At 59.1% G+C, this 21,847-nt stretch carries 22 protein-coding genes; 6 read left to right on the top strand and 16 right to left on the bottom strand.

Annotation, left to right across the window (positions count from 1 at the left end; all coding sequences use genetic code 11):
- Window positions 1-19 precede the first annotated feature (19 nt).
- The 9 genes from AC1EJ1_RS07150 to AC1EJ1_RS07110 all read right to left on the bottom strand — a co-directional run bounded on the left by AC1EJ1_RS07150 (window position 20) and on the right by AC1EJ1_RS07110 (window position 9,893).
- The gene (locus tag AC1EJ1_RS07150; protein WP_285014386.1) at window positions 20-1,588 is read right to left on the bottom strand and encodes an ABC transporter permease; all 1,569 of its coding nucleotides are present in this window, start codon (window positions 1,586-1,588) and stop codon (window positions 20-22) included.
- 37 nt (window positions 1,589-1,625) lie between these two features.
- Window positions 1,626-2,501 (bottom strand): molybdate ABC transporter substrate-binding protein, encoded by an 876-nt coding sequence (gene modA / locus AC1EJ1_RS07145; RefSeq protein ID WP_285014387.1) that lies wholly within the window; start codon window positions 2,499-2,501, stop codon window positions 1,626-1,628.
- A gap of 36 nt (window positions 2,502-2,537) precedes the next feature.
- Window positions 2,538-2,912 (bottom strand): TOBE domain-containing protein, encoded by a 375-nt coding sequence (locus AC1EJ1_RS07140; protein ID WP_070725133.1) that lies wholly within the window; start codon window positions 2,910-2,912, stop codon window positions 2,538-2,540.
- Window positions 2,913-3,027: 115 nt separating this feature from the next.
- A complete protein-coding gene (locus tag AC1EJ1_RS07135) occupies window positions 3,028-3,900 on the bottom strand; it encodes a hypothetical protein (RefSeq protein WP_285014388.1) in 873 nt (290 codons plus the stop codon).
- Window positions 3,897-4,589: a TorD/DmsD family molecular chaperone gene (locus tag AC1EJ1_RS07130; RefSeq protein WP_285014390.1), complete on the bottom strand. Its 693-nt coding sequence runs from the start codon at window positions 4,587-4,589 to the stop codon at window positions 3,897-3,899. Before AC1EJ1_RS07130 ends, AC1EJ1_RS07135 begins: the two co-directional genes overlap by 4 nt.
- Window positions 4,589-5,371: a TorD/DmsD family molecular chaperone gene (locus tag AC1EJ1_RS07125; protein WP_285014391.1), complete on the bottom strand. Its 783-nt coding sequence runs from the start codon at window positions 5,369-5,371 to the stop codon at window positions 4,589-4,591. Before AC1EJ1_RS07125 ends, AC1EJ1_RS07130 begins: the two co-directional genes overlap by 1 nt.
- A 43-nt stretch (window positions 5,372-5,414) precedes the next feature.
- Window positions 5,415-6,563, bottom strand: coding sequence for a dimethyl sulfoxide reductase anchor subunit family protein (locus AC1EJ1_RS07120; RefSeq protein WP_285014393.1), 1,149 nt, complete (start codon window positions 6,561-6,563; stop codon window positions 5,415-5,417).
- 28 nt (window positions 6,564-6,591) lie between these two features.
- Window positions 6,592-7,278 carry a DMSO/selenate family reductase complex B subunit gene (locus AC1EJ1_RS07115; protein ID WP_070725083.1) on the bottom strand — a complete coding sequence of 229 codons (687 nt, stop codon included), beginning with the start codon at window positions 7,276-7,278 and terminating at the stop codon, window positions 6,592-6,594.
- Window positions 7,279-7,439: 161 nt separating this feature from the next.
- Complete coding sequence (locus AC1EJ1_RS07110) at window positions 7,440-9,893, bottom strand: DMSO/selenate family reductase complex A subunit (protein ID WP_070725086.1); 2,454 nt, start codon at window positions 9,891-9,893, stop codon at window positions 7,440-7,442.
- 336 nt (window positions 9,894-10,229) lie between these two features.
- Here AC1EJ1_RS07110 and AC1EJ1_RS07105 point away from each other — a divergent pair, with 336 nt between their 5' ends.
- Window positions 10,230-10,928, top strand: a complete 699-nt coding sequence (locus AC1EJ1_RS07105; RefSeq protein ID WP_285014394.1) for a TetR/AcrR family transcriptional regulator — start codon at window positions 10,230-10,232, stop codon at window positions 10,926-10,928.
- A gap of 4 nt (window positions 10,929-10,932) precedes the next feature.
- Here AC1EJ1_RS07105 and AC1EJ1_RS07100 read toward each other — a convergent pair whose 3' ends face one another.
- The 4 genes from AC1EJ1_RS07100 to AC1EJ1_RS07085 form a co-directional block, all read right to left on the bottom strand.
- Window positions 10,933-11,193 carry a DUF6457 domain-containing protein gene (locus tag AC1EJ1_RS07100; RefSeq protein WP_058236302.1) on the bottom strand — a complete coding sequence of 87 codons (261 nt, stop codon included), beginning with the start codon at window positions 11,191-11,193 and terminating at the stop codon, window positions 10,933-10,935.
- A 75-nt stretch (window positions 11,194-11,268) separates the two neighbouring features.
- Window positions 11,269-12,108 carry a twin-arginine translocase subunit TatC gene (gene tatC, locus AC1EJ1_RS07095; protein ID WP_285014397.1) on the bottom strand — a complete coding sequence of 280 codons (840 nt, stop codon included), beginning with the start codon at window positions 12,106-12,108 and terminating at the stop codon, window positions 11,269-11,271.
- A 15-nt stretch (window positions 12,109-12,123) separates the two neighbouring features.
- Window positions 12,124-12,474, bottom strand: coding sequence for a Sec-independent protein translocase subunit TatA (tatA, locus tag AC1EJ1_RS07090; protein WP_285014399.1), 351 nt, complete (start codon window positions 12,472-12,474; stop codon window positions 12,124-12,126).
- On the bottom strand, window positions 12,471-12,887 hold the full coding sequence (locus AC1EJ1_RS07085; protein ID WP_285014401.1) for a twin-arginine translocase TatA/TatE family subunit: 417 nt from the start codon (window positions 12,885-12,887) through the stop codon (window positions 12,471-12,473). Before AC1EJ1_RS07085 ends, tatA begins: the two co-directional genes overlap by 4 nt.
- Before the next feature lie 134 nt (window positions 12,888-13,021).
- Here AC1EJ1_RS07085 and cimA point away from each other — a divergent pair, with 134 nt between their 5' ends.
- From cimA to AC1EJ1_RS07070, 3 genes are all read left to right on the top strand, one after another.
- On the top strand, window positions 13,022-14,629 hold the full coding sequence (gene cimA, locus AC1EJ1_RS07080) for a citramalate synthase (protein ID WP_058236306.1): 1,608 nt from the start codon (window positions 13,022-13,024) through the stop codon (window positions 14,627-14,629).
- A 65-nt stretch (window positions 14,630-14,694) separates the two neighbouring features.
- Window positions 14,695-15,756, top strand: a complete 1,062-nt coding sequence (lplB, locus tag AC1EJ1_RS07075; protein ID WP_285014403.1) for a lipoate-protein ligase small subunit — start codon at window positions 14,695-14,697, stop codon at window positions 15,754-15,756.
- A 174-nt stretch (window positions 15,757-15,930) separates the two neighbouring features.
- On the top strand, window positions 15,931-16,884 hold the full coding sequence (locus AC1EJ1_RS07070; protein ID WP_285014405.1) for a pyridoxal-phosphate dependent enzyme: 954 nt from the start codon (window positions 15,931-15,933) through the stop codon (window positions 16,882-16,884).
- Here the strand turns inward: AC1EJ1_RS07070 and AC1EJ1_RS07065 are convergent.
- Window positions 16,881-17,585 carry a YggS family pyridoxal phosphate-dependent enzyme gene (locus AC1EJ1_RS07065; protein ID WP_058236309.1) on the bottom strand — a complete coding sequence of 235 codons (705 nt, stop codon included), beginning with the start codon at window positions 17,583-17,585 and terminating at the stop codon, window positions 16,881-16,883. The two genes, AC1EJ1_RS07070 and AC1EJ1_RS07065, sit on opposite strands and share 4 nt — an antisense overlap.
- Before the next feature lie 120 nt (window positions 17,586-17,705).
- Here AC1EJ1_RS07065 and AC1EJ1_RS07060 point away from each other — a divergent pair, with 120 nt between their 5' ends.
- Window positions 17,706-18,095, top strand: coding sequence for a YccF domain-containing protein (locus AC1EJ1_RS07060; protein ID WP_058236310.1), 390 nt, complete (start codon window positions 17,706-17,708; stop codon window positions 18,093-18,095).
- A 2-nt stretch (window positions 18,096-18,097) separates the two neighbouring features.
- On the top strand, window positions 18,098-18,601 hold the full coding sequence (gene ybaK / locus AC1EJ1_RS07055; protein ID WP_058236311.1) for a Cys-tRNA(Pro) deacylase: 504 nt from the start codon (window positions 18,098-18,100) through the stop codon (window positions 18,599-18,601).
- Window positions 18,602-18,666: 65 nt separating this feature from the next.
- Here ybaK and gltX read toward each other — a convergent pair whose 3' ends face one another.
- The gene (gene gltX, locus AC1EJ1_RS07050) at window positions 18,667-20,181 is read right to left on the bottom strand and encodes a glutamate--tRNA ligase (RefSeq protein WP_070725099.1); all 1,515 of its coding nucleotides are present in this window, start codon (window positions 20,179-20,181) and stop codon (window positions 18,667-18,669) included.
- A gap of 68 nt (window positions 20,182-20,249) precedes the next feature.
- Window positions 20,250-21,791, bottom strand: a complete 1,542-nt coding sequence (locus tag AC1EJ1_RS07045; RefSeq protein WP_285014409.1) for an MFS transporter — start codon at window positions 21,789-21,791, stop codon at window positions 20,250-20,252.
- Window positions 21,792-21,847: the final 56 nt, after the last annotated feature.

Here is a 21,847-nt window from a genome sequence, read left to right as displayed (position 1 = left end):
CAACGCCCCGGCTGGACGCTCAGGAAGCGGAGTCGACGGATTCTGCACGATCGACACGGCCGTGGCGAATCAGCACGTTGAAATCAGCGAGCTGTTCGGCATCCTCTGGATCATGCGTTACCAGCACGCCGGTAAAGGGAGAGGTGCGCATGCGGCGTTCCAGCTCAGTGCGCACCGACTGCGCTGACCGCTCATCCAGCCCGGCCATTGGCTCATCGAGCAGCACAATGTCCGGATCCAACGCCATGGCGCGGGCAATGGCAGCCCGCTGAGCCTGGCCTCCCGACAGCTGCGTGGAACGACGATCCGCCAGTCCATCCATTCGCACCGCCCGCAGCTCAGCCATTGCGCGCCTGCGTGCATCGGCGCGCGACGCTCCGCCCGAACACAACCCGAACTCCACGTTCTTAAGCACACTCATATGCGGGAACAGCAACGGTTTTTGCTGCAGCAGGACGATCCTGGGTGACGGCTTCGAAAACGTGACTCCACCGCTGGACGCAGTCACTGTGCCAGAAATCAGCCCCAGCAGCGTCGATTTGCCTGAACCGTTCGGCCCCATGACGGCCGTCATCTGACCGCCGGGAATGTGCACCTTCAGCATTACTCCACGTTGAGCCACTTCCGCATCGACATCGATGTCCGTGCTCGATGAGGGACGCGCAGCAGTGGCAGTGGCCGAATCCACCTTGGAGTGGTCAACGCTGTCCGTCTTGTTTTCGTCGGGAAGAGGAGTGTCGAGGGCATCCTCGTCAATTCGCTGCGCGTGATCGCTGTATGGTTTCCGCTCGGTTGCAGGGCGGCCACCGGGAAGGTGCACAGCGAGGAGATTCGCTCCGAACAGAATGACGATTGCCATGGTGAGAAGGACGACTGACAGGGCGAGCGCTTCTTCTGTGGAGGACTGACGCTGCAGGTAAATGGCGAGCGGCATGGTTTGGGTGGTGCCCTGCAGCGAGCCTGCGAATGTGATCGTCGCACCGAATTCGCCCAGCGCGCGAGAGAACGACACGGCAGCTGCTGACAGGATCGACGGGAACATGACGGGCAAGGTGACGTGGAAGAACGTACGGGTACGCGAGGCGCCGAGCGCGCGGGCGGCTTCGTCGTATTCGTTTCCACGGGTGCGGATCGCACCCTCAAGAGAGGAGATGAGGAACGGCATGGCGACGAAGGTCTGCGCCATGATGACCGCGATGGAGGTGAAGCCGATTTCGATGCCGATCACCGACAGGTGCTGGCCGAGCAGGCCACGCCGCCCCCAGGTGAGCAGCAGCGCCAAGCCAGCCACCACCGGCGGCAACATCATCGGCAGGGTGACGATTGTGCGCAGCAACCGCGCCCACCACACATCCGGCAGATTCGCCAGGACGAATGCGAGGGGAACGCCCAGACACACGCACAGCGCGACCGATACTCCGCACGTTTTCAGTGACAGCCAGAGGGCATCCTGAGAAATATCAGTGGAAATGAAGCGGCCAAAATCAGTCCACGGCGTCTGGACAAAGATCGTGAGCAGCGGGAATACCAGGAACACCGCGGCCAGGATCCCCGGTGCCGTCAGCCACGGCGCGTATTTCAGTTTCACGAATGCCCCTTACGTGAGTGTGGCCCGCCGAAGCGGGTCACACATGGATGTCGGTATGTACTGCTTGCTTCGTAGTCGGAGCAGTGAATCCGTAGGCGTCGAGGACCTGCTGACCCTTGTCGGAGAGGATGAAGTCGATGAACGCCTGTCCGCCTTCCTTGTTCTTCGCACTCTTCGTCAGAGCCACGCGGTAATCGTTGACAACCTGATCGGCGTTCACGATCTCAATGACGTCAACCTTGTCTGATGACATGGCATCGGTCTTGTACACGAGTCCGGCATCAGCTTCACCGGTTTCAACCTTGGCGAGCGTGTCGCCTACGTTCTGCTCCTCGGACACGGCCTGGAAAGTGACGCCGTTCTTTTCAGCCAGAGTCTTGGTGGCGTTGCCGCATGGGACGCCCTCGGCGCACACCACGAGCTTCTTACCTTCGAGCGCCTCAGTAGTGAAGCCTTCGACCTGGCCGGGGTTGCCCTTGGGAACCACCATGACCAGCGTGTTGGTGGCGTAGGAGGCATCAGCTTCGACGTCGCCATTTTCAGCGGCCTTGTCCATGTTCTTTTGGTCGGCGGTGAACAATGCGTCGGCGGGGGAGCCCTGGTGAATCTGGTCGACTAGGTTCTGTGAGCCGTCAAAGCTGAACGTCACTTTCGAGCCTGGGTTCTCCGCCTCGAACGCTTCACCGAGTTCGGTGAAGGACTTCGTCAGAGATTTTGCGGCGAAAATAGTGATGTCACCGTAGTTCTGACCCTCTGACGCGGAAGCGGCCTCGGAGCTTTGCGAAGTTTCTGACTGAAGGGCAGCTGCGGGTTCGGACTGTTCAGATTCTGTTGAGCCGCCACCGGAGCATCCTGCCAGTGCACATGCTGCCGTTGCCAGCAGCGCAAAACTGGTACCAAATTTGCGAAGCATTGTTCATCTTTTCATTGCGGCATGGCCGCGAGCGAGTTACGTGACGATCGCGACGTTCGTTGCTTTGATCTGCGCACGCGCGATGACGCCAGGTTTCAAATCGAGGTCTCGTACTGCCTCGGTTGAAATCAGTGACACGACTCGAAAGGGGCCACACTGCATGACGACCTGGCTCATGACTTTGTCTGATTCGACTTCCAGAACCAGGCCTTTGAGTAGGTTACGGCTCGACGCCGTGTGACTACCTGACAGGTTGTTAGTGGACATCAAATAACGCGCCAACGACTCGCCCGTGATCTCACGGGGTGACGAGCCTTCGGCTGATTCGATGCGTCCATCGTCAATCCATCGACGGATCGTGTCGTCAGAGACTCCCAACAGCTCTGACACTTCCGAGATACGATAATTCATCTTCATCATCCTATCGGGTAATAGCGGAACTATCTCGTCACTAATGCCGCATTTGCGGAAGTGGTACGGCAAACCCCCGCATTGCGGGACTCTACAGGCTAGACGACCATGCGGCTCAGATGCCGCGCAACTGCGTGCGCACGTCCTCAGGGAAGGTTTCCCGCACGTCGCGAGGAATCGCGGCATCAAAGGGGTGCGCCATGCGGAATGTGCACAGCGCGCACAGAGCGCCCTCCGACGCGGGATGCAAGTTGTGGCATTTTGTGCACGGCGTCAGGTCAGTCTGCTCGCGTCGCTGTTCGTCTGCTTCGAAAGGTGCGAGAAGCGCCGCGCCCTGCTCGTCCTGAGTGGTGTGCGCGGGACAGTAATGGACAGCGACCTGGCATGCCGGACACAGCGCCGAAAAATCGTGGAACGCCTGAGAGGCATCGATGCCTGCGGACTGGTTGACCTGACAGTGAACGACCTGAGCCGAACATGTCGAACAGCGCAGCATGTGCACCCGGTCGGTATCGGCGAATACCGCGGGCCGGACGATGGCGCGCTGGTCAGCCAACTCATGGAAAGCTTCGAAGCTTCTCCACTCGTTGCTTGCTGAGATTGTCAGCGCCGAATCCGAGGGCACAGGAAGCAGGGCACGTCGGGGCATCTGCACGTGTGCCATCCAAGTGACACGTGGACGATGGGCTGCGCGCCGGGGAGTCTTATAGGCGCCGAGCAGGTCACCGAAAATGTTGCGCAAATGCTTCAAAGTGTCCTGGCACTGCGATGGGTGCTCCGAACAGGGGACGAAGCGAACAGCCTCGGCACCTTGGACCAGCAGCTGTGCTGTATCAGAAGCGGTCACGGTGTGTAGGCAGCTATCCCACACCAGCGCCGCATCTCCAGAGCTGATCGGGGGAACCGCCTCATGGTCACACACCAGCACCAGGTGGTGCGCCGGATCGAAGGCGCCGAGCCACCGCAGCACCGCCTGCATCGCGCTCATGAGATGTCGGTTTCGCTGGAAGTCGCCTGGCCTGGATCCGCGTGCACGGCAAAATCGGCGAGCGCCACGCTTTCCTTGAGCATCCCAGTGAGCAGAAGAGCCGCCGCACGATACGTCGCAGTTGCGCACTGTGTGCGGATCCCGTGAATGACACGCGCTGCAAGTGGGCCCAGGTGGTGATCGAGAAAATCGCCAAGACTGTGAGCCTGCTGCGCGCATGCGGCGGCGTCGCGCGTGCGCCACGCCAGGGCAAGAGCAGTCGCCAGGTGCCCGGCGAAGGCGACCTCCACGCCCACGTGATCAAGAGGCACATCGCGCAACATGACGGTCGGGAATTCGTGGCGGGCATATAAAGCGTCGAGGTCTGCGCACGCGTTACGCTGCGCCAACCCCGCAGCGCGTTCCGTCATCGGGATGGGGCCGCCAAAGCCCAGAACCAGCAGATACTCATCGCGAATCTGGCGGGCACTCTCATCGGCAGCGGCAAGTTGTCGCGCCGCTTCCAGTGAGTCGTCATCTCGCAGCGGCCACAACCGCAGCATCTCGGGGTTCGCAACGTTATGCAGAACGCCTGTCTCGGGTGTGGATGCGAAGAGCATCGACAAAACGGAGGCGGCTGTGCCCACTCGTGTGCCCCGGCTGATCACATCGGATGTGTCAGGCGCGCTCAACGGATCGAAAGCGGTCATCACAGGTCGCTCAGCCAACTGTGTGAGGCGGAGTGCGACGGTGCCGGCTGAATCTTCACCGGCACCGGGCCACCGCTTCGCTGTGCGTCCTGGCATGCAGTCAGGTCGCCCTCGTGCAGGGCAGCCTCATCCGGCACATAGCGTTCGAGAGGATGACCGTCATCTTCAAGAGCCTGTTTCCACTGCTCGAGCGTGCCACCGGTCAGCTCGATCAGGCCGCGTACCCAACGTGTCCGGGCAAGCTCGACCGCACTTTCCAGCATCTGAGGCGCCCACTGTAGCAGGTGCGTGTACGTAAAAGATGCGGCAAGGACGAGGGCGTCTTCTGCCTGATCACTGTCGCCCTGTTCAAGGTGATCGAGCACGACCAGCAGCGCTTTTGATATGAAGTCGAGCTCAAGACCGATGTGGTCATCGGGTTCTTTGCCCAGTCGTGGCGCCTCATAGCCCAGAGCCGCGTAATACTGACGCACCTGCAAAGTCTCCACGCCAAAGATCAGGCCGTCAGTGCCGCGGTGAACAGACTCGTAGGGTGGGATCTGTGCACGCGCGGAGATGCCGTAGAGCGCATCCTGATCCGACCAACGCGAATACTCATCTTCGTTACAGCTGGTACGCAGCAGGTCAATACCCGTTGCTGAAGCGCCGCTGGCAGGCAGGGGCCAGTCGCTAAGCATGCCTCGAATGCTGCGTGCCGTCGTGTCGCGCGCCGGCACGCGGTGCAGAGCGCCAAGTACGGAAAAGGCGGCGCTGAAAGCGTCGAGTGAATCAGTATCAAGCATCAGTGTCTTATCGTGGATGAATCAGCGTGTCGGATACGTCATGTTATCCGAAGACGGTGTTGATTCCGACTCGGACGAGCCCTTCGTAGTGCAGACCGCGGCCGAGTAGCTCGGTCAGAACGGCCAGGACGAAAGCTCCGGCAAGCAGCCACACCAGCGGCTTGGACGGGCTGGTTGCCTTTTCCAGTTGTTTGCGCACAACCAGCACAATCAGCACGACCACAACGGCCAGTGACACCAAGCGTATTGCGAGGTATCCGTGTGAGGCAATGTGGTGAGCGACGGTGCGTTCCACTTCGCTGCCTAATCCCAGAGACGTCATGTAGAAGGGGTAGGCGACCATCAGGACGATCCCGGCAATGGCTGCGATCGCGGTGGACAGGCGCATGGAACGCTGCGCAAGTGTCACGGTTTCATCGGAGAGCTGGCCGTCAGGGAACACGCCACGTTTGACGATATCCAGCACCTTGGTCATCAGGCCTGTCTTCTTGCCGGCGCGAGCCTGTGGCGCTGGCTGCGTGGCTGAAGAATTCGGTGAAGCGTCGGTGATGGGTGAGTCGACTTCGTCAATGAGGACGGACGAAGTGCCGGCGTAGGCACCTGCACGAGCTGGCTCGCGGACTTGCTTGCGTGCGGGGGCGGCGTTGCCGGACTGCATACTCCATGCGATGAACAAGGCTAGCGCAACAGCGAGGGAGCCGGTAAAGAACGCTGAGGAGAAGAAGGAAACCCACGTGAAGATGTTGTGCCAGGCGGGAACCGTTTCGGTGAAGTAGTAGACACCCGTCATAGAGATGATCAGAGCCAGACCGGCAAGTGCGGTCAGTCCTGCGAGGGTGTCTCGGGCAGTGCGGCTGAGGATGTTGAACCATTGAGCGATCGCGAAACAGGCGCCGAGACCGGCGTACAGAACCCCGGAGATGAGTTCGCGCGAGAGCCACGAGGATCCGATATGGAGCAGTGTGAAGGGCGCATGGAAGGGATCATTGAGGTGGAAGAACGCCGCGAAGAAACCGAACAGCAACAGTGGGCCGGCCGCATACATGCCGGCATTCGTGATGCGGTCAATCGTGGTGTTACTCATGCCTGAGCGCCGTCCGATCAACTGAATGAGGCCGAGAATCCAGAATGCTCCGACCGACATTTGAGCCACGACAGTAAATATGATCATGGGGAGTTCGCCGATGTGCATGATGCTCCTTCGTGCCGATGTAACGGGCCTAGATCTCTTCAGGATTCTGGATCATACCGGTGCCTTCATCCCACTTTTGGGCATCACGGTGCGGTTTGATGACCAGGTGCGGTTTCGTGATCGACGGATCCGGCAGGGGTGCGATACCTGATTCGGACCCGAACTCCTTGCGCAGAGCTTCGATCGGTCCCCATCCGAGCGCGCGGGTCGGGCAGGCGTCGACACATGCCGGGTTCTGACCCTGCTCGCGGTAGTCATAGCACAGGTCGCACTTGGACATGTGACCGGTGCGTGAATCGAGCTGCGGCGCGCCGTAGGGGCATGCCCATTGGCAGTATCGGCATCCCACGCACTTGCTCTGATCAACGTAGACGGTGCCGTCGTCGCGTCGGCTCATCGCAGTGGTGGGGCATACGCGCATACAGATCGGGTTCTCGCAGTGGTTGCACGAGATGGAGGTGTAGTAGCTGAATACGTTGGGCGTGAACGTGCCGTCCTGCTCGTTGGTGCTCCACGTGCCACCGGTGTATTCGATCACGCGGCGCCAGTTCATGCCGACAGGCAAGTCATGTTTGTCCTTGCATGCGATCTGGCAGGCTTTGCACCCATTGCACATGTTCTGATCGAAAAAGAATCCGTAACCGGCGTCCTTTTGCGTCAACGGCTGATCAACCGTGTCGTGCCTGCCTGGCTGTGGGATCGCGTCCTGATCCATCGGTCCTCCTCGTGGCGATCTGTTCAGTACTGAACGGTCAAGTCTGTGAAAATCTGTGGTTGGCGGGTCGTGGGGCTTGTGCGGAGCCGCCGCTTATACGGGCAGCCTCACGGGCGTTGTCGAAGCCGGCTTCGCGAATGGCAGCGTCACGTCCATGTGCCTCACACCTTCTCCACTTGTGCAAGATTCGTGTGCTGACCGTTGCCCTTCGACAGGGGAGTGGGGTGCTGAGATGTCAGAACGTTGACTGCACCGCCGTGATCCACACCGTTCTCGTCCCATTCAACCCATGCGCCCTGCGGAACAGAGACAACGCCTGGTGCGATGCGCGCTGAAACGAACGCCTGCGTCTGGATTGTGCCGCGATCGTTGAAGATGCGGATCTGGTCGCCGTTTGCGATCCCTCGTTTGCGGGCATCCTGAATATTGATCCATGCCTTTTGCGGGTGAGCCTCGCGGTTCTTCGACAGGTTGCCGTACGTCGAGTGCGTACGTGACTTGTAGTGGTGTCCAATGACCTGCAGCGGATACTTCTTGTTGGTGCGCGCCTCCTCGACGCCCTCACGAGTGGGGACGTATTCGGGGATCGGAGTCAGTCGGTCACCGGGTAGTGGATCGGGGAACTCCCACGTCTTGGCCATCTCGGCCAGCTGGCTGGAATACAGTTCGATCTTGCCCGACGGCGTCTCCAGCGGATTGGCCTCCGGATCTTCGCGGAACTCCTTGAGGGGCACCACATGTTCGTCGGGGTTATAGCGGTAGACGCGCATATCGCGCAGTTCGTCGAATGTCGGGAACTGCGGCTGATCCTTGCGTGTCATCTCGTGAACGTCACGCGCCCAGTCTTCCGTGGTTTTCTTGCCGTGCGCGAACTCTTCACCAATACCCATACGTTCGGCGATCTCCGTGGTCACCTCGATCGAGCTGCGAGCTTCATACAGCGGGTCGATAGCCTGTTCGACCATAATTTCGTAGGCGAGCTCACCGGTGTATTCGCTGGGAACCAGATCCCATCGTTCAGCAGTGGTGGTATCAGGCAGCACCAGGTCGCACAGTTTCATCGACGCTGTCATCTGGTTATCCATCCCGACGATGAACTCGCACTTGGTGTCATCGTCAAGGATTTCCCGCGTGCGATTGATGTCGCCGTGCTGCGAGGAGAGCATGTTGGAGCCGTACACCACCATGAACTTGATGCCGACATCGAGCTTGTCCTTGCCGTGCACACCATCTTTGAGAGCCGTCATCTCCGGTCCGTGGTCAATCGCGTCGGTCCACTTGTAGCAGCTGATCGACGTTTCCACCGGGTTCGTCCCGTCGTCAAGCCACTGGGACAGTGGCCAGTAATAACCGTCACGCCCGCCGGTACCGCCGCCGGGAATACCGACGTTGCCGGTCACGCAGGCCAGCAGATAAATCGAGTTCGCCTGGTTTTCACCATTGGCGTGGCGTTGCGGACCCCACCCCTGGTTGATGTTGACGGGCGTGGAAGTGGCCACCTCACGTGCAAACTTGCGGATGGTGTCGGCCGGGATCCCCGTAATCTGTGCGGCCCACTCCGGAGTCTTTTCAATCCCGTCTTCGCCTTTGCCTTCCACATACGAACGGTAGGAGGCGTTCTTCGGGGCGCCCTCGGGCATGTGCTGTTCGTCGAACCCGATGCAGTACTTGTCGAGGAAAGCCTGGTCGTGCAGGTTTTCGGACAGCATGACGTGCACCATTGCAGCGACGAGGGCGGCGTCGGTTCCGGGACGGATCGGGATCCACTGATCCGCAATCAGGGAGGCTGTATCGGAGTAGCGAGGATCAACCACGATGATCTTCACACCAGCTTTCTTCGCACGCGTTGCCGTGTAGGCGATGCCGCCGCCTGACATTCGTGTTTCCAGAGGATTGTTGCCCCAGAACACGATGAGTTTGGAATTGTCGATGCAATCTTCGATCGAGTTGGAGATCTGCTCATCGGGTGAACCGTACACGTACCTTGTGCACTGAGAAATCTGCAGGTAGGAGTAGTTTCCGTAGTAGTTCAGGTGGCCGCCAAGCAGATTGAACAGGCGGTGCCAGCCTCCCGAATAAGCGACGAGGGCGTTCCACACTCCTGATCCATAGTTCTTGTAGATCGCTTCGGGGCCGTAGGTGTCATAGGTGTAGCGCAGTTTCTCAACGATCAGGTCGATGGCTTCGTCCCAGCTGATGGCTTTGAACTCGCCGTCGGAGCGCTTGGCTCCCACGCGCAGCAGCGGTGTCTTGATACGGTCGGGGTTGTAGATACGCTCACGCATGTTGCGGCCGCGCACACATGCCAGGATATTGCGGTTCATCAGTGTCTCGTCGCCGGTGTTGTCCGGCAGGACGCGAACGACCGTGCCGTCCTTGACCTGGAGGCGTAGTGGGCAGCGCGAACCGCAGTTGACGATGCATGCCGACGAAACTGTCTTGTCGACATCCAGGCGTCCCGTGCCGTTGGGGACGAGTGTGCCTGAATCGTCTGTGTGGGAGTACTGCACGTTGGAGTTTGAACATCCCACTAGACCGACGCTGGCCCCAGCGATTGCCGACCACTGCAGGAACGAACGTCGGGACGGTCCCGACGCGGTCTTGACTGCTTTCACTGCAACCCCTTTGTCTCACTAGCTGACACCTGTCAAATAACGAATAATCCAATTATGCCTGAAGACTGCGAAATGCCTGATAATACGCCATTCGAAGTGGTGAATATGATGGCATCTGTGTTGCATAAATGGCGGGGCGTTTCCTAGGTGTTTTTCGGCGTGTGTAACCCCCGACGAAGTGGTCCCCGTTGACGCCATTGCCGACATGGCGGACCACGGAGTACTTGATCGCCTTGCCGCTCCTGCTGAGCACATCAACCCATGTTGTCGGGAATTGTGTATGGTCACTTAAAAGCGCCTGATGCGCAATCAGGACCGAGGTGCCAAGGAGGATGCGTGAACGCTACTGGTCGTGCTTCAAAACAGCGCAGTCCTGAAGAAGACCCTCGCTATCAGCGCACCCGCGCTGCTCTAGTTCACGCAGTTATCGAGCTGGCTCGCACCACTCCTGCGGACAAGATTACGGTTTCAGAGCTGACAGCACGCGCCGGCGTCGCGCGGCAAACCTTCTACAAGCATGCGTCCACACCAGCTGACCTGCTGGCGAATTATCTGATTGACCAGCTCCAGCCTGATTTCGCCGACCTCGCCACTTTGCTGTCGTCGGTGACACAGGATCCGCGCCAACGCCTGACTGACGTGTATGTGCGGATGATGAGCACAATCAGCCAACAGCCCGAGATCTATCACAAGATTTTCGCCACCAACGCGCCTTCGGTTGTGCGCTCACTGTTCGCGCAGCGTCTGGAAGAAGTTTTCAGCCAGTATGTGACCGATTTTGCGCAACGCCTGGAATGGAACGCGTCGCAACTGTGGATCGAAATGGCTGTTTCCCAGCAGCTTCACAACATGATGGCGATGATTACGGCGTGGCTGCGCACAGGAATGACGGCGAACGCTCAGGAAGTGGTCGCCACGTATCTGACGCTTGCACCGCCGTGGCAGCTGGTGCATTTCTCGGAAAGTGGGAAAGCGCCCATGCCGCGTCGCGGATTCATCGACGAAACGGCGTCGAAAGCTGAGGACGAAACCTGAGACCTTACTTCATCTGCCAGGTGTCGGCCTGCTCGGCAACCGCGCGCGCAGCCTCAGCTGCATCCACGCCGAGTTTTCCGGCAGCGTATCCGACCAGGAAATTCGTCAGCGGAGCACCTGGACGGCTCGGCCCGTGTGCAACACTGCTGGTCATATCCAGCAAAGCCTCCTGAGCACCAGGAAGCGGGTTGTCTTCAATTTTGAGGGACTCAGCGACGTCCTTCAACCAGGCCGCCATTTCAGGGCTCTTTGCAGCGTCTGCCATGTCATCTCCTCCGGTAGCGGATGCCGATCAGTCGGCACCGATTCAATTGCTCAGTGCGCCATGTGTGACCTACGGTCAGTCTACGCGTTTGCGTGGAATCCGCCGTCTGCGTGGGAGTGAGACGCCCTCGCCAATGTCGTTGGAGGACTGGGCGGATGGACGAGGGCGGAGCTTGCGGCCGTATTTGATGTAGCGCTCGCGAATCCAGCACACCAGGACGGCAAGCAGATACAGCGCGATCAGCACCAACGCCTGGATTGTCATCGGCCACGGGCTGGGGAGTGGATTGGCGATTGCGGCGAACACAAAACAGATCATGGTGACCCATCGCCATGCGCGCAGCATTGCGCGAACCGGCAGCAGGCCGAGGAAGTTGAGCAGAACCAGGACCTCCGGGAACAGATACGACAGGCCGAAAATGATGACCAGGCGCATGTAGAAGCTGACGTAGCTGGAGGCCTGCAGCAGGGATACGCCGCCGTCGGGTATGAAGGACTGCAGGATATGGACGGCTTTGGGCGCCACCCACACGCCGGTTGCAGCGCCCGCACAAAACAGTACGACGCCGACCAGGCCGAAGACGGTGATATAGAGTTTTTCGCGTCTGCGCAGGCCGGGAGCGATGAAAGCGCCGATCTGGAAGATCCACCACGGGCACGTGATGATCGTGCCGATCCAGATCGCAACCTGCAGTTTCAGATCGAACGCAGCGCCGATCGTGTGGAAGTTAATCTGGGTGGTCGCCGAGTCGAGAGCGCGCAGCGGCTCTGTCATGAACGCCATGACGGGGTCATACAGGTACCATCCTGCGATGGCTCCCAGGACGATTCCCACCAGCACCATCACAAGGCGTTTGCGCAGTTCACGCAGATGGGCGCTGATGGGCATCCGGCCTGCGGGATTGGACTTCTTCATGCCCGCAGCTCGGACCTAGTTCTGGGAGGGCGCTGGGCTCTCAGGCGTGCCGTTGTCTGGCTGCTGGCCGGTTTGCGGTTGCTGAGATTGCTGCGGGTACTGCGGCATGGGAGCCTGCGCAGATGTGCCGTGCTGCGGAGCCTGCGGCTGCTCGGCCGGGGGCTGCTGAACCGGAGCCTGCGGTTGCGGAGCCTGGGACTGGGGCTGCGCAACCGGCGTGGAGCCATCGTCGTCAGACAGCTCGCGCATCTCTTTCTTGAGAACCTTGGCTGACTGCCCGATCGAGCGCGCAATATCGGGAAGCTTCGAGGCGCCAAACAAAATAATGAGAACGACGATGATGATGACGATGTGGCTGGGCCTCATGGCGTACCTCCAGTGGGATTATCTGCATCCAATTGCTGTATTGAAAGTTTCGTGTCATTGGTCGAGGGCGTCCCATCCGGCACGGACTGCACGGCGTCCTTGAGTGAGGTGGCTGACAGGCCTGCCTGCTTCATCCACTCGTTGATTTCGTCTTGGACAGCTTCTCGAACCATCTGTTTGGGGGAGTACTGCGACAGGTCAAATTCGCGTAACATCTGCAGATTCTTCAGATCCTGAGGCGTCAAGGCAGATGATTCGCTTAACGCGTCGGCTCGAAGCCGGGCCGACCACTGCCGAAACATTGTCAGAGCCTTTTTCAAACCATGCAGAGCCTGTGCCACCGATCGGGGTCCCAGCAGCAACGCCGCCAGTAGTAAAAGAATGACGAATTCAGCTCCGTTGATCCCGAACATGGCACACCCCCTTCAGCTTCTATCCGTTCAGTGTAGACGGTTAGGCCATTTTTCAGCGCCTCAAGACAGCCCGCATTGTGGTCGATGCTCGTCATGAATTAGGTCACGGGCCACGGAACTGACACACTGTATCCATGAAAGAGCACGTATTCACATATGACACCACGTTGCGTGACGGTGCCCAGCAGGAAGGCATCAGCCTGTCAGTTGCTGACAAGATCGAGTGCGTGCGAATTATGGATCGCCTGGGGATCGACTTCATTGAATGCGGATGGCCCGGAGCGATCCCGAAAGACACCGAGTTCTTCAGGCAGGCAGCGCGTCTTGACCTGTCACATTCCTCCCTCGTCGCGTTCGGAGCAACGACGAAAGCCGGAATGAAGGCCAGCAAAGACCCTCAGATTGCGGGGCTCGTTGACAGCGGCGCCAGCGTCATCACTGTCGTTGCCAAATCCGATCCCAGACATGTCACCAGTGCTTTGCGCACAACGCTAGAGGAGAATCTGCGCATGGTGCGCGACACCGTTTCCTACCTGTCGTCACCCGACGCGGTGGGGCGTCCCATCACCGTTATGGTCGACCTGGAGCACTTCTTTGATGGCCTGGCGTGGGACTCACGCGAACGATACCCGATTCAGGTCATGATCGAGGCGGCACGTGCCGGCGCGGCAGCCGTCATTCCCTGCGACACGAACGGCGGAAATCTGCCTGCCACTATTGCGCAGATGATTGAACAGGCTCGGGACGCCCTCGTCAATGACGGACATGAAGATGTGGTGCTGGGAATACATGCCCACAACGACACCGGCTGCGCAGTGGCCAACACGATGGCAGCTGTCGGGGCAGGCGCGCGACAGATCCAGGGAACCATCAATGGTTACGGAGAGCGAACCGGGAATGCAGACCTGCTGACCTGTCTCGCAAACCTGCAGCTCAAGATGGGGTTTGACCTGCTTGGTGACCACGCGCTGACGCACCTGACCTCAACGGCACGCAGCATCGGACACATCGTCAACATTGCGCCGTTCTCGCGCACTCCATACGTGGGGGCTTCCGCCTTCGCGCATAAGGCTGGACTGCACGCATCAGCCATTCGGGTCGATCCTGACCTGTATCAGCACATCGATCCCGAGCAGGTAGGCAACGGCATGAGAATGCTGGTATCGGAGATGGCGGGACGTGCATCGATCGAACTGAAAGCGCAGGAACTGGGCATTGACCTCACCAGTCCTGACGTTGCCACACGACTGGCTCGCATTGTGAAAGAGCGCGAAGCGGACGGCTATATGTACGACGGCGCAGACGCCTCCTTCGAGTTGCTGCTGCGCAACGAGGTTGGAATGCTGCCCCCGTTCGTGGACGTTGAATCGTGGGACGTGTCGACGGGTCAGCGACCTGCTGAGGGACAGCCGCTCTCGAGCACACGCGCTACCGTCACGATCCGCACCCACGCGCGCTACATCCACACCAGCGAAGGAAATGGTCCGGTCAACGCCCTTGATCGTGCGCTGCGCGCCGTACTCACACAGTACAAACCGGAAGCCGCGGTGATTGAACTGAGTGACTTCAAGGTGCATATCCTCGACCAGCATCACGCCGGGACGGCCTCAACGATCCGCGTCCTGATCACCATGAGTGACGGGGAGCGCGAATGGTCCACAGTTGGAATCGGCACCGACATTATCGAGGCGTCATGGGAAGCACTATTCGACGGATACCGCTGGGGACTTCTGCCGCGCTGAGTAAATGACCGGTTTCGCTTTCCGGTTGCCGAGCGTGGATCGCTCCGAACAGCGACAATAGAGACATGCATGGAGAATACAAAGTTCCTGGAGGTAAGCTCGTCGTCCTCGACGTGGAAGTCGACCAGACGGATTCGGACGCCATACTGCGCGATGTACAACTGTCAGGAGACTTCTTCCTGGAACCAGACAGCGCACTGACGCGTATGCGCGATGCCCTGGAAGGCGCCCCAGCCGACATGAGCGCGGCACAGGCCGCTCAGCGTGTTTCTGAAGCCCTGCAGCCCAGCGACAACCTGCTGGGCATCACTCCTGAAGGCGTTGGCATCGCGTTGCGGCGTGCACTGGGTAAAGCACTGAGCTGGGATGACATTGACTTCGACGTCATCCACGGGCCGGTGGTACCTCCAATGGTCAACGTCGCGATGGACGAAACGCTTGCTCAGGATGTCGCCGAAGGGCGCCGCAAACCGTTCATGCGCATCTGGGAATGGGACGATCCGGCTGTTGTGATCGGATCATTCCAGTCCTATGCCAACGAACTGTGGCAGGACGGTATCGACAAATACGGCATTACAGTGTGCCGCCGCATCACCGGGGGCGGCGCAATGTTTATGGAAGCCGGCAACTGTGTGACGTACTCGCTTGTGGTTCCCACCGCCCTGGTCGACGGACTCTCGTTCGCCCAGTCATACGAATTCCTTGACCAATGGGTGATGGAAGCCCTCGAAAAGGTCGGCGTGAAAGCGCGGTACGTACCGCTCAATGACATTGCGTCCGAGGAAGGCAAGATCGGCGGTGCAGCGCAGAAACGATTCGCGAACGGCTACATGGTGCACCACGTGACGATGTCGTATGACATTGATGCAGCCAAGATGCTGGAAGTGATCCGCATCGGCAAAGAAAAGATCCACGATAAGGGGACGCGTTCAGCGGTCAAGAGAGTCGACCCTATGCGCTCGCAGACCGGTAAGGCGCGCGAAGACATCATCGATGCGTTCCTGGGGCATTTCCGCGACAAGTACCACGCGACGGACGGCGAAATCACGCAGCATGATATTGAGATCGCTGAGAACCGGTGCCGTACCAAGTTCGCGACCCACGAGTGGACGTACCGTCTTCCGTAAACTGTCACTATGTACTACCAGTGTGTGCGGTGCAGCAGCACCGCGGAGGCGACGCCCGCGACCTCGATAAAATGTCGATGCGGCGGACTGTGGGATCTGCACGGCGATCTGGAACCGTTCGCGCTCGACACCGTGGATTCCTCGCAGTGGTCACAATTCCGGTATCGTGCGTCGATGATCGGAGTTGGGTCAGATGATTCCACATGGCAGCGCGTCAGCATGGGGGAGGGGATGACCGGCCTCGTCTTTATTGACGAGGGTGTCCTCGGCAAACTGGAATACGCCATGCCGACCCTGTCATTCAAGGATCGAGGGGCGGCCGTGCTGATCACGTGGTGCGCTTCGGTTGGAATCACGCGCGTGGTGCAGGATTCAAGCGGAAATGCCGGATGCGCGATCGCAGCCTACGCTGCACGAGCGGGGATGGAGTGCGAGATCTTCGTGCCGGAAGCGGCATCCGACAAGAAAATCGCGATGATTGAATCCTTTGGCGCGATGGTGCACATTGTGAAAGGCTCGCGCGATCATTGCGCAGATGTCGCGCGAACCTACGTTCGGGAGCGCGATGATGCGTTCTATGCGTCGCATGTTTTCAGCCCCTTTTTCTATGAAGGCACGAAGACCTATGTGTACGAGATCTTTGAACAGTGTGGCGGGAGGCTTCCTGAGGTCCTGCTCATTCCGGTTGGCAACGGCACGCTACTGATCGGCGTGGTTAAGGCGCTTGAACATTTGATGACATCAGGATGCATCGATCATTTTCCGCACATTGTGGCGGTGCAAAGTGAGCGCTGTGATCCGCTGCGCCGTATGGCGGCAGGTGAGGATCTCAGCGATTTCCATGCCACAGCGACGCTTGCCGATGGAATCGCAATTGCAAGGCCTGCACGGGCTGAGCAAATCATGAGATATGCGCGCGCCTGCTCGATTGAATTTCTTGCCGTACATGAGCAGGACATTGTGCGTGCACACAGCGACCTTGCGCACCGCGGAATTTACTGTGAAATCACGTCAGCCGCCAACTATGCGGCATACCGTCAGTATGTCTCGAGTGGTCGAGGTCCGGCTTCATGCATCATTCCGCTATGTGGTTCCGGTGTGAAAGACCACGATCCGGCAGCAGGCTAGTCGCGACGAGGGCGCGGGCCGAACACGTCGGTTCCGATCCGAACGATCGTGGCACCTTCTGCAATTGCCCACTCCAGATCGCGTGACATCCCCATCGACAATTGCAGATCAGGTTCAGGTACACCCAGCTGCCAGGAGGCGGCGTCGCGAATGTCGCGCAGCAAGCAGTATGAGCGACGCACGTCAGATTCGTGATCCGAATTCAGTCCAACCGTCATGAATCCTTCGAGCGTGAGCGCGCTGGACAATTCGATCGCATCCAGCAATGCTGGAACATCGTCAGGTCGGCACCCGCTCTTGGAGTCTTCACCAGACACGTTGACCTGGATAAACACGGGGCGCAGCCCGTTGGCACGTTTATCGAGGTGATCGACCAGACGCTGCGAATCAACCGTTTCGATCAAGTCGGTGCAGGCCAGCGCCTGGTTAATCTTATTGGTCTGCAATGAGCCAATCAGATGAATGCTGGCGCCCGGAACAGTGCGGATCGCCTCCGCGGTAGCGCGGGCTTCCTGAACGCGATTGTGTCCGAGGAGGACAGGCAGGCCTGCCTCGTACAAAGCACGAGCCGCAGCCTGGCAGGTTTGTGCGTCCTGGGTCTTGACAGCAAGCTCGAGTGTCGCAGTATCGGATCGGCCTGCAGCTTCGCAGGCACGGTCGATTCTGTCGCGGACTCGGGCAATGTTGTCGTTGATGCTCACTTGGTCGATACTACGCACTTTGTCCTCGCTATGTAGCCGGTTCTGTTGGAGAAGAACGCCGTGGGACAATAAAGGAAGCAGATAAGGTAAAATGAGCGGGTTTAACTCTAGGAGATCACAGTGCGCACACTCTTGAATATCATCTGGTTCCTGTTGGCCGGTTTTTGGCTCTTCCTCGAATACATCTTCTTCGGCATCATCGCGTGCATCTTTATCATCACGATCCCAGCCGGCGTGGCATGTTTCCGTATGGCGTCCTACGTGATCTGGCCATTTGGCCGCGAGGTCGTCAAGCGGCCGGACGCCGGCGCAGGCTCAACATTCATGAACGTCGTGTGGTTCCTCGTGGCAGGACTATGGCTCACCATCGGACACATCACCACCGCAATCGCACAGTTCGTCACCATCATCGGGATCCCGCTGGCAATTGCCAACCTCAAACTCATCCCCGTGACATGCTTCCCCTTCGGCAAAGAGGTCGTCGATTCGCCTGACGCGAGCATCATCTGACGATGGCGAAGAAAAAGCATCACGGCACCGGCCCGACGCGAGCTGTCGAGGAGCTGACGCAGGCAGGAGTCAACTTCACGCCCCTGCACTATGAGCACCACGCGTCGGCAGCCTCATATGGAGGAGAAGCCGCCGACCAGCTTGATCTGCCGGCACAGCAGGTCTTCAAGACCCTCATGGTGGAAACTTCCGACGGTGAGTTCGTCGTGGCGGCGATTCCAGTAGACCACCACCTGTCACTCAAACTCATTGCGCGTGCAGCGGGCGCTCGCTCGGCAAAGATGGCAGATCCTGCTGTCGCGCAGCGCCGAACCGGGTATGTGGTCGGTGGAATCTCCCCGCTGGGACAGACCACCCGGCACCGCGCCTTCATCGACGAGTCAGCGCTCGCCTACGATGCGATCGCGGTCAGCGGCGGCAAACGCGGATTTTCCGTACTGGTTGCCGCCACTGATCTGGCAGAACTGACAAAAGGCGAATTCGCTCCGCTCATCGCGCTCGACTAGGCGGGCGCGATTCCCGTTGCCCCGCGCCGCTGAGATGCTCAATCCCTGAGCTCCGGAGCCCTGACCTACTGGGCAAGTACGTCACGCAGGTGACGCAGACGCTTGAGCGAGGATTCCTTACCAAGGATTTCCATCGACTCAAACAACGGGGGAGACACCTGCTTGCCGGTCACAGCCACTCTCATGGGTGTGAACGCCAGGCGCGGCTTAATTCCCATTTCATCGACGAGGGCCGAGCGGAGCTTTTCTTCCAGCTTTTCCGTCCCAAAGTCAGCCTCAGTAACCTTTTCGCACTCCTCGATGGCACGGCTGAGGACATCTGCCGCATCATCTTTGAGTTTGCCCTGCGACTTTTCATCGATCTGAAGATCTTTGTCAGCCACAAACAGGAACCCGAGCATGCCGGACGCTTCAGAGAGCACCTGAATGCGTGTCTGGATGAGCGGGGCAGCAGGAACCAGGCGGCGTTGTTCCTCATCGGTGAGTGCATCGAAAGTGTCCGCACTGACTACGCCATCGCGATGAAGGAACGGCACGATGCGGCGGGTGAAATCGTCGATGTCGAGCATGCGGATGTGCTCGGCGTTGATGGCGGTGCACTTCTTCTGATCGAAGCGCGCCGGATTCGGGTTGACATCTTCGATGTCGAACGCCTCAATCATTTCCTCAGCGGAGAAAATGTCATTATCCGGGCTGATCGACCAGCCCAGCAATGCCAGGTAATTCAGCAAGCCTTCACGAATCATGCCGTTTTCGCGGTGCAGCAGCAGATTCGACTTCGGGTCACGCTTGGACAGCTTCTTGTTCCCTTCACCCATCACATAGGGCAGGTGGCCAAAACGCGGCGTGAATGAGGCGATCCCCAGCTCCTCAAGTGCACGGTAGAGCACGATCTGGCGAGGAGTTGACGAGAGCAGATCCTCACCGCGCAGGACGTGTGTGATCTCCATCAGTGCATCGTCGACAGGGTTGACCAGCGTGTACAACGGATGACCGTTGGCACGAACGATGACATAGTCAGGAACCGAACCCGCCTTGAAGGTGATATCGCCGCGCACCAGATCCGTGAACGTGATGTCCTCATCCGGCATGCGCATACGCAGAACAGGTTTGCGCCCTTCAGCACGGAACACCTCTTTCTGCTCCTCGCTCAGATCACGGTCGAAACCGTCGTACCCGAGTTTCGGATCTCGGCCAGCGGCACGGTGACGTTCCTCAACTTCCTCGGGCGTTGAAAACGACTCGTACGCGTATCCGCCTTCCAGCAGTTTCTGTGCGACGTCACGGTAGATGTCCATACGCTCTGACTGACGATAGGGCGCGTGCGGCCCGCCCTTACCGATACCTTCATCCCAGTCCAGTCCCAACCATTCCAGGGAGTCGAGGATCTGCTGGTAGGACTCTTCGGAGTCACGCTGCGCGTCCGTATCTTCAATGCGGAAGACGAACGTTCCGCCGGTGTGACGCGCATACGCCCAGTTGAACAGGCAGGTGCGTACCATTCCGACGTGCGGAGTGCCAGTTGGTGAAGGACAAAAACGGAGGCGAATATCGCGCCCAGTTGCATTCGTGACAGTCATAGTGCTGCCTATTCTACCGTTGAAACGGTGCCCAGGAAAATACCAGGTCACCGGTTGCGGATCGTCCTTTATGCCTGCGATGTGCCAGGTATGGAGCGGCGCCCTCGTATCATGTAGACCACTGCGACGATCACAGCCAACAAAATGAATCCAACGACCAGAGCCTGGGCTGAGGCGAAGCCGCGGAACCATTCGCTGGGCGTATGTCCCACAGCAGCTCCGCTGGCGAAGAAGACGGCAGTGACAACAGCATTACCGATGGCAGTCGTGATGCGCTGGGCGGTCTGGACCATGCCACCGGCCGTACCTCCGTGAGCCGCCGGAACTTCCAGCATGGACTGTGTCTGGTTGACCGAGCCCATCATGCCCAGTCCGATACCGACGGGCGTGATGGGCAGAGTCAGCCATGCCGGGTGCCACCCCAGATTGGCCACACCGTACGCTACAGCGACGGTGGCCAGAACCGAGCCGATGACGATCAGCAGCGCGACGACCTGCAGCACGCGACCCTTCTCGATCGCGTGGCGTGAAGCGAACACCGCGAAGTAGGCTGAAATCACGGCGTTGGGTAGGCCGATCAGGCCGGTGAACAGAGCAGTCTGCCCCAGTCCCTGCTGTACGAACAGTGCGATGAGCACGAAGATGGAGGTGGAGCCCAGGAACTGCAGTGCGGAGATTGCCGTGCAGTAACTGAATGAGCTGATCTTGAACAGTTTGAGGTTCACCATCGGGATGCGGCCGCGGCGCTCGTAGGTGTGTTCCCACCACACCCATGCAGTCAGAACAAGCACGGCGGCAGGCAGCAGCCACATTCGCCAGGACGCGTGCATCGTAAACGGCATCATGATCAGGAATACGCCTATGCACAGTGTGATCATGCCGACAGGGTCGAGATCCAGGGTGCGACCGCGTCGCTTCGAAGCAGGACGCCCCGCGACAATTTCCCGACGGCGGTACTCTTCGCGTGCTTTCTTGCGATTCGGGCCGATGGTGCGTCGCTCCTTTGAGAAGGCCAGCCACCGGAAGGCAAGGAAAAGTCCGAGCAGGCCGATTGGAGTGTTGATCGCGAACGCGTAGCGCCACCCTGGATCATTGCCAAAGATCGCTACCGTAGCGCCGGAAATTAGCGGTCCGGCTGCAACCGATGCAGAAATGGTCAACCCCATCAGGCCGAAAGCTTTGGCGCGCGCACGTCCATCGAAGTACTGCTGGATCATTCCGTTGACCTGAGGCGAAAATACTCCCGCTCCCACCGCCTGAAGAATCCGCATGGCGTTCAGCATGACGGTGTCAGTTGCCAGTGCGCAGGCCAGGCAGCCAGCGCTGAAAATCGCCAGCCCGATGACGAACATCATGGAGCGTCCGACAAGGTCACCGATACGTCCTGCGGGCACCAAAATGATGCCGTAGACCAGCGCGTAGCCAGCCAGCACCCACTGAATGCCTGACGAGGTGGCTCCCAACGTCTCCTGGATAGCGGGGAGCAGCGTATTGACTGCTGAAACCTGAAGCAATGCCATGACCAGCGGTATAAGGATGGCAATGAGCATTCTGTTGCGGTCATATTGTCGATCTGATCCCGGTACCGTGAAATAGCGTGAAGTCGCCACTTAACCTTCTTCCACACACAGTAATCTGAACGGCTGATCAACGAGGGCCGACCATC

This window comes from Pauljensenia sp. C0170B4 (assembly GCF_056590235.1).
This window is presented reverse-complemented; position numbering and strand designations above follow the sequence as displayed.

Excerpts from the sequence above, each read along its gene's own strand:
- modA (WP_285014387.1), bottom strand. The coding sequence starts at position 2,501 with ATGCTTCGCAAATTTGGTACCAGTTTTGCGCTGCTGGCAACGGCAGCA.
- AC1EJ1_RS07140 (WP_070725133.1), bottom strand. The coding sequence starts at position 2,912 with ATGAATTATCGTATCTCGGAAGTGTCAGAGCTGTTGGGAGTCTCTGAC.
- AC1EJ1_RS07135 (WP_285014388.1), bottom strand. The coding sequence starts at position 3,900 with ATGAGCGCGATGCAGGCGGTGCTGCGGTGGCTCGGCGCCTTCGATCCG.
- AC1EJ1_RS07130 (WP_285014390.1), bottom strand. The coding sequence starts at position 4,589 with ATGACCGCTTTCGATCCGTTGAGCGCGCCTGACACATCCGATGTGATC.
- AC1EJ1_RS07125 (WP_285014391.1), bottom strand. The coding sequence starts at position 5,371 with ATGCTTGATACTGATTCACTCGACGCTTTCAGCGCCGCCTTTTCCGTA.
- AC1EJ1_RS07120 (WP_285014393.1), bottom strand. The coding sequence starts at position 6,563 with ATGCACATCGGCGAACTCCCCATGATCATATTTACTGTCGTGGCTCAA.
- AC1EJ1_RS07115 (WP_070725083.1), bottom strand. The coding sequence starts at position 7,278 with ATGGATCAGGACGCGATCCCACAGCCAGGCAGGCACGACACGGTTGAT.
- AC1EJ1_RS07100 (WP_058236302.1), bottom strand. The coding sequence starts at position 11,193 with ATGGCAGACGCTGCAAAGAGCCCTGAAATGGCGGCCTGGTTGAAGGAC.
- tatC (WP_285014397.1), bottom strand. The coding sequence starts at position 12,108 with ATGAAGAAGTCCAATCCCGCAGGCCGGATGCCCATCAGCGCCCATCTG.
- tatA (WP_285014399.1), bottom strand. The coding sequence starts at position 12,474 with ATGAGGCCCAGCCACATCGTCATCATCATCGTCGTTCTCATTATTTTG.
- AC1EJ1_RS07085 (WP_285014401.1), bottom strand. The coding sequence starts at position 12,887 with ATGTTCGGGATCAACGGAGCTGAATTCGTCATTCTTTTACTACTGGCG.
- cimA (WP_058236306.1), top strand. The coding sequence starts at position 13,022 with ATGAAAGAGCACGTATTCACATATGACACCACGTTGCGTGACGGTGCC.
- lplB (WP_285014403.1), top strand. The coding sequence starts at position 14,695 with ATGCATGGAGAATACAAAGTTCCTGGAGGTAAGCTCGTCGTCCTCGAC.
- AC1EJ1_RS07070 (WP_285014405.1), top strand. The coding sequence starts at position 15,931 with ATGATCGGAGTTGGGTCAGATGATTCCACATGGCAGCGCGTCAGCATG.
- ybaK (WP_058236311.1), top strand. The coding sequence starts at position 18,098 with ATGGCGAAGAAAAAGCATCACGGCACCGGCCCGACGCGAGCTGTCGAG.
- gltX (WP_070725099.1), bottom strand. The coding sequence starts at position 20,181 with ATGACTGTCACGAATGCAACTGGGCGCGATATTCGCCTCCGTTTTTGT.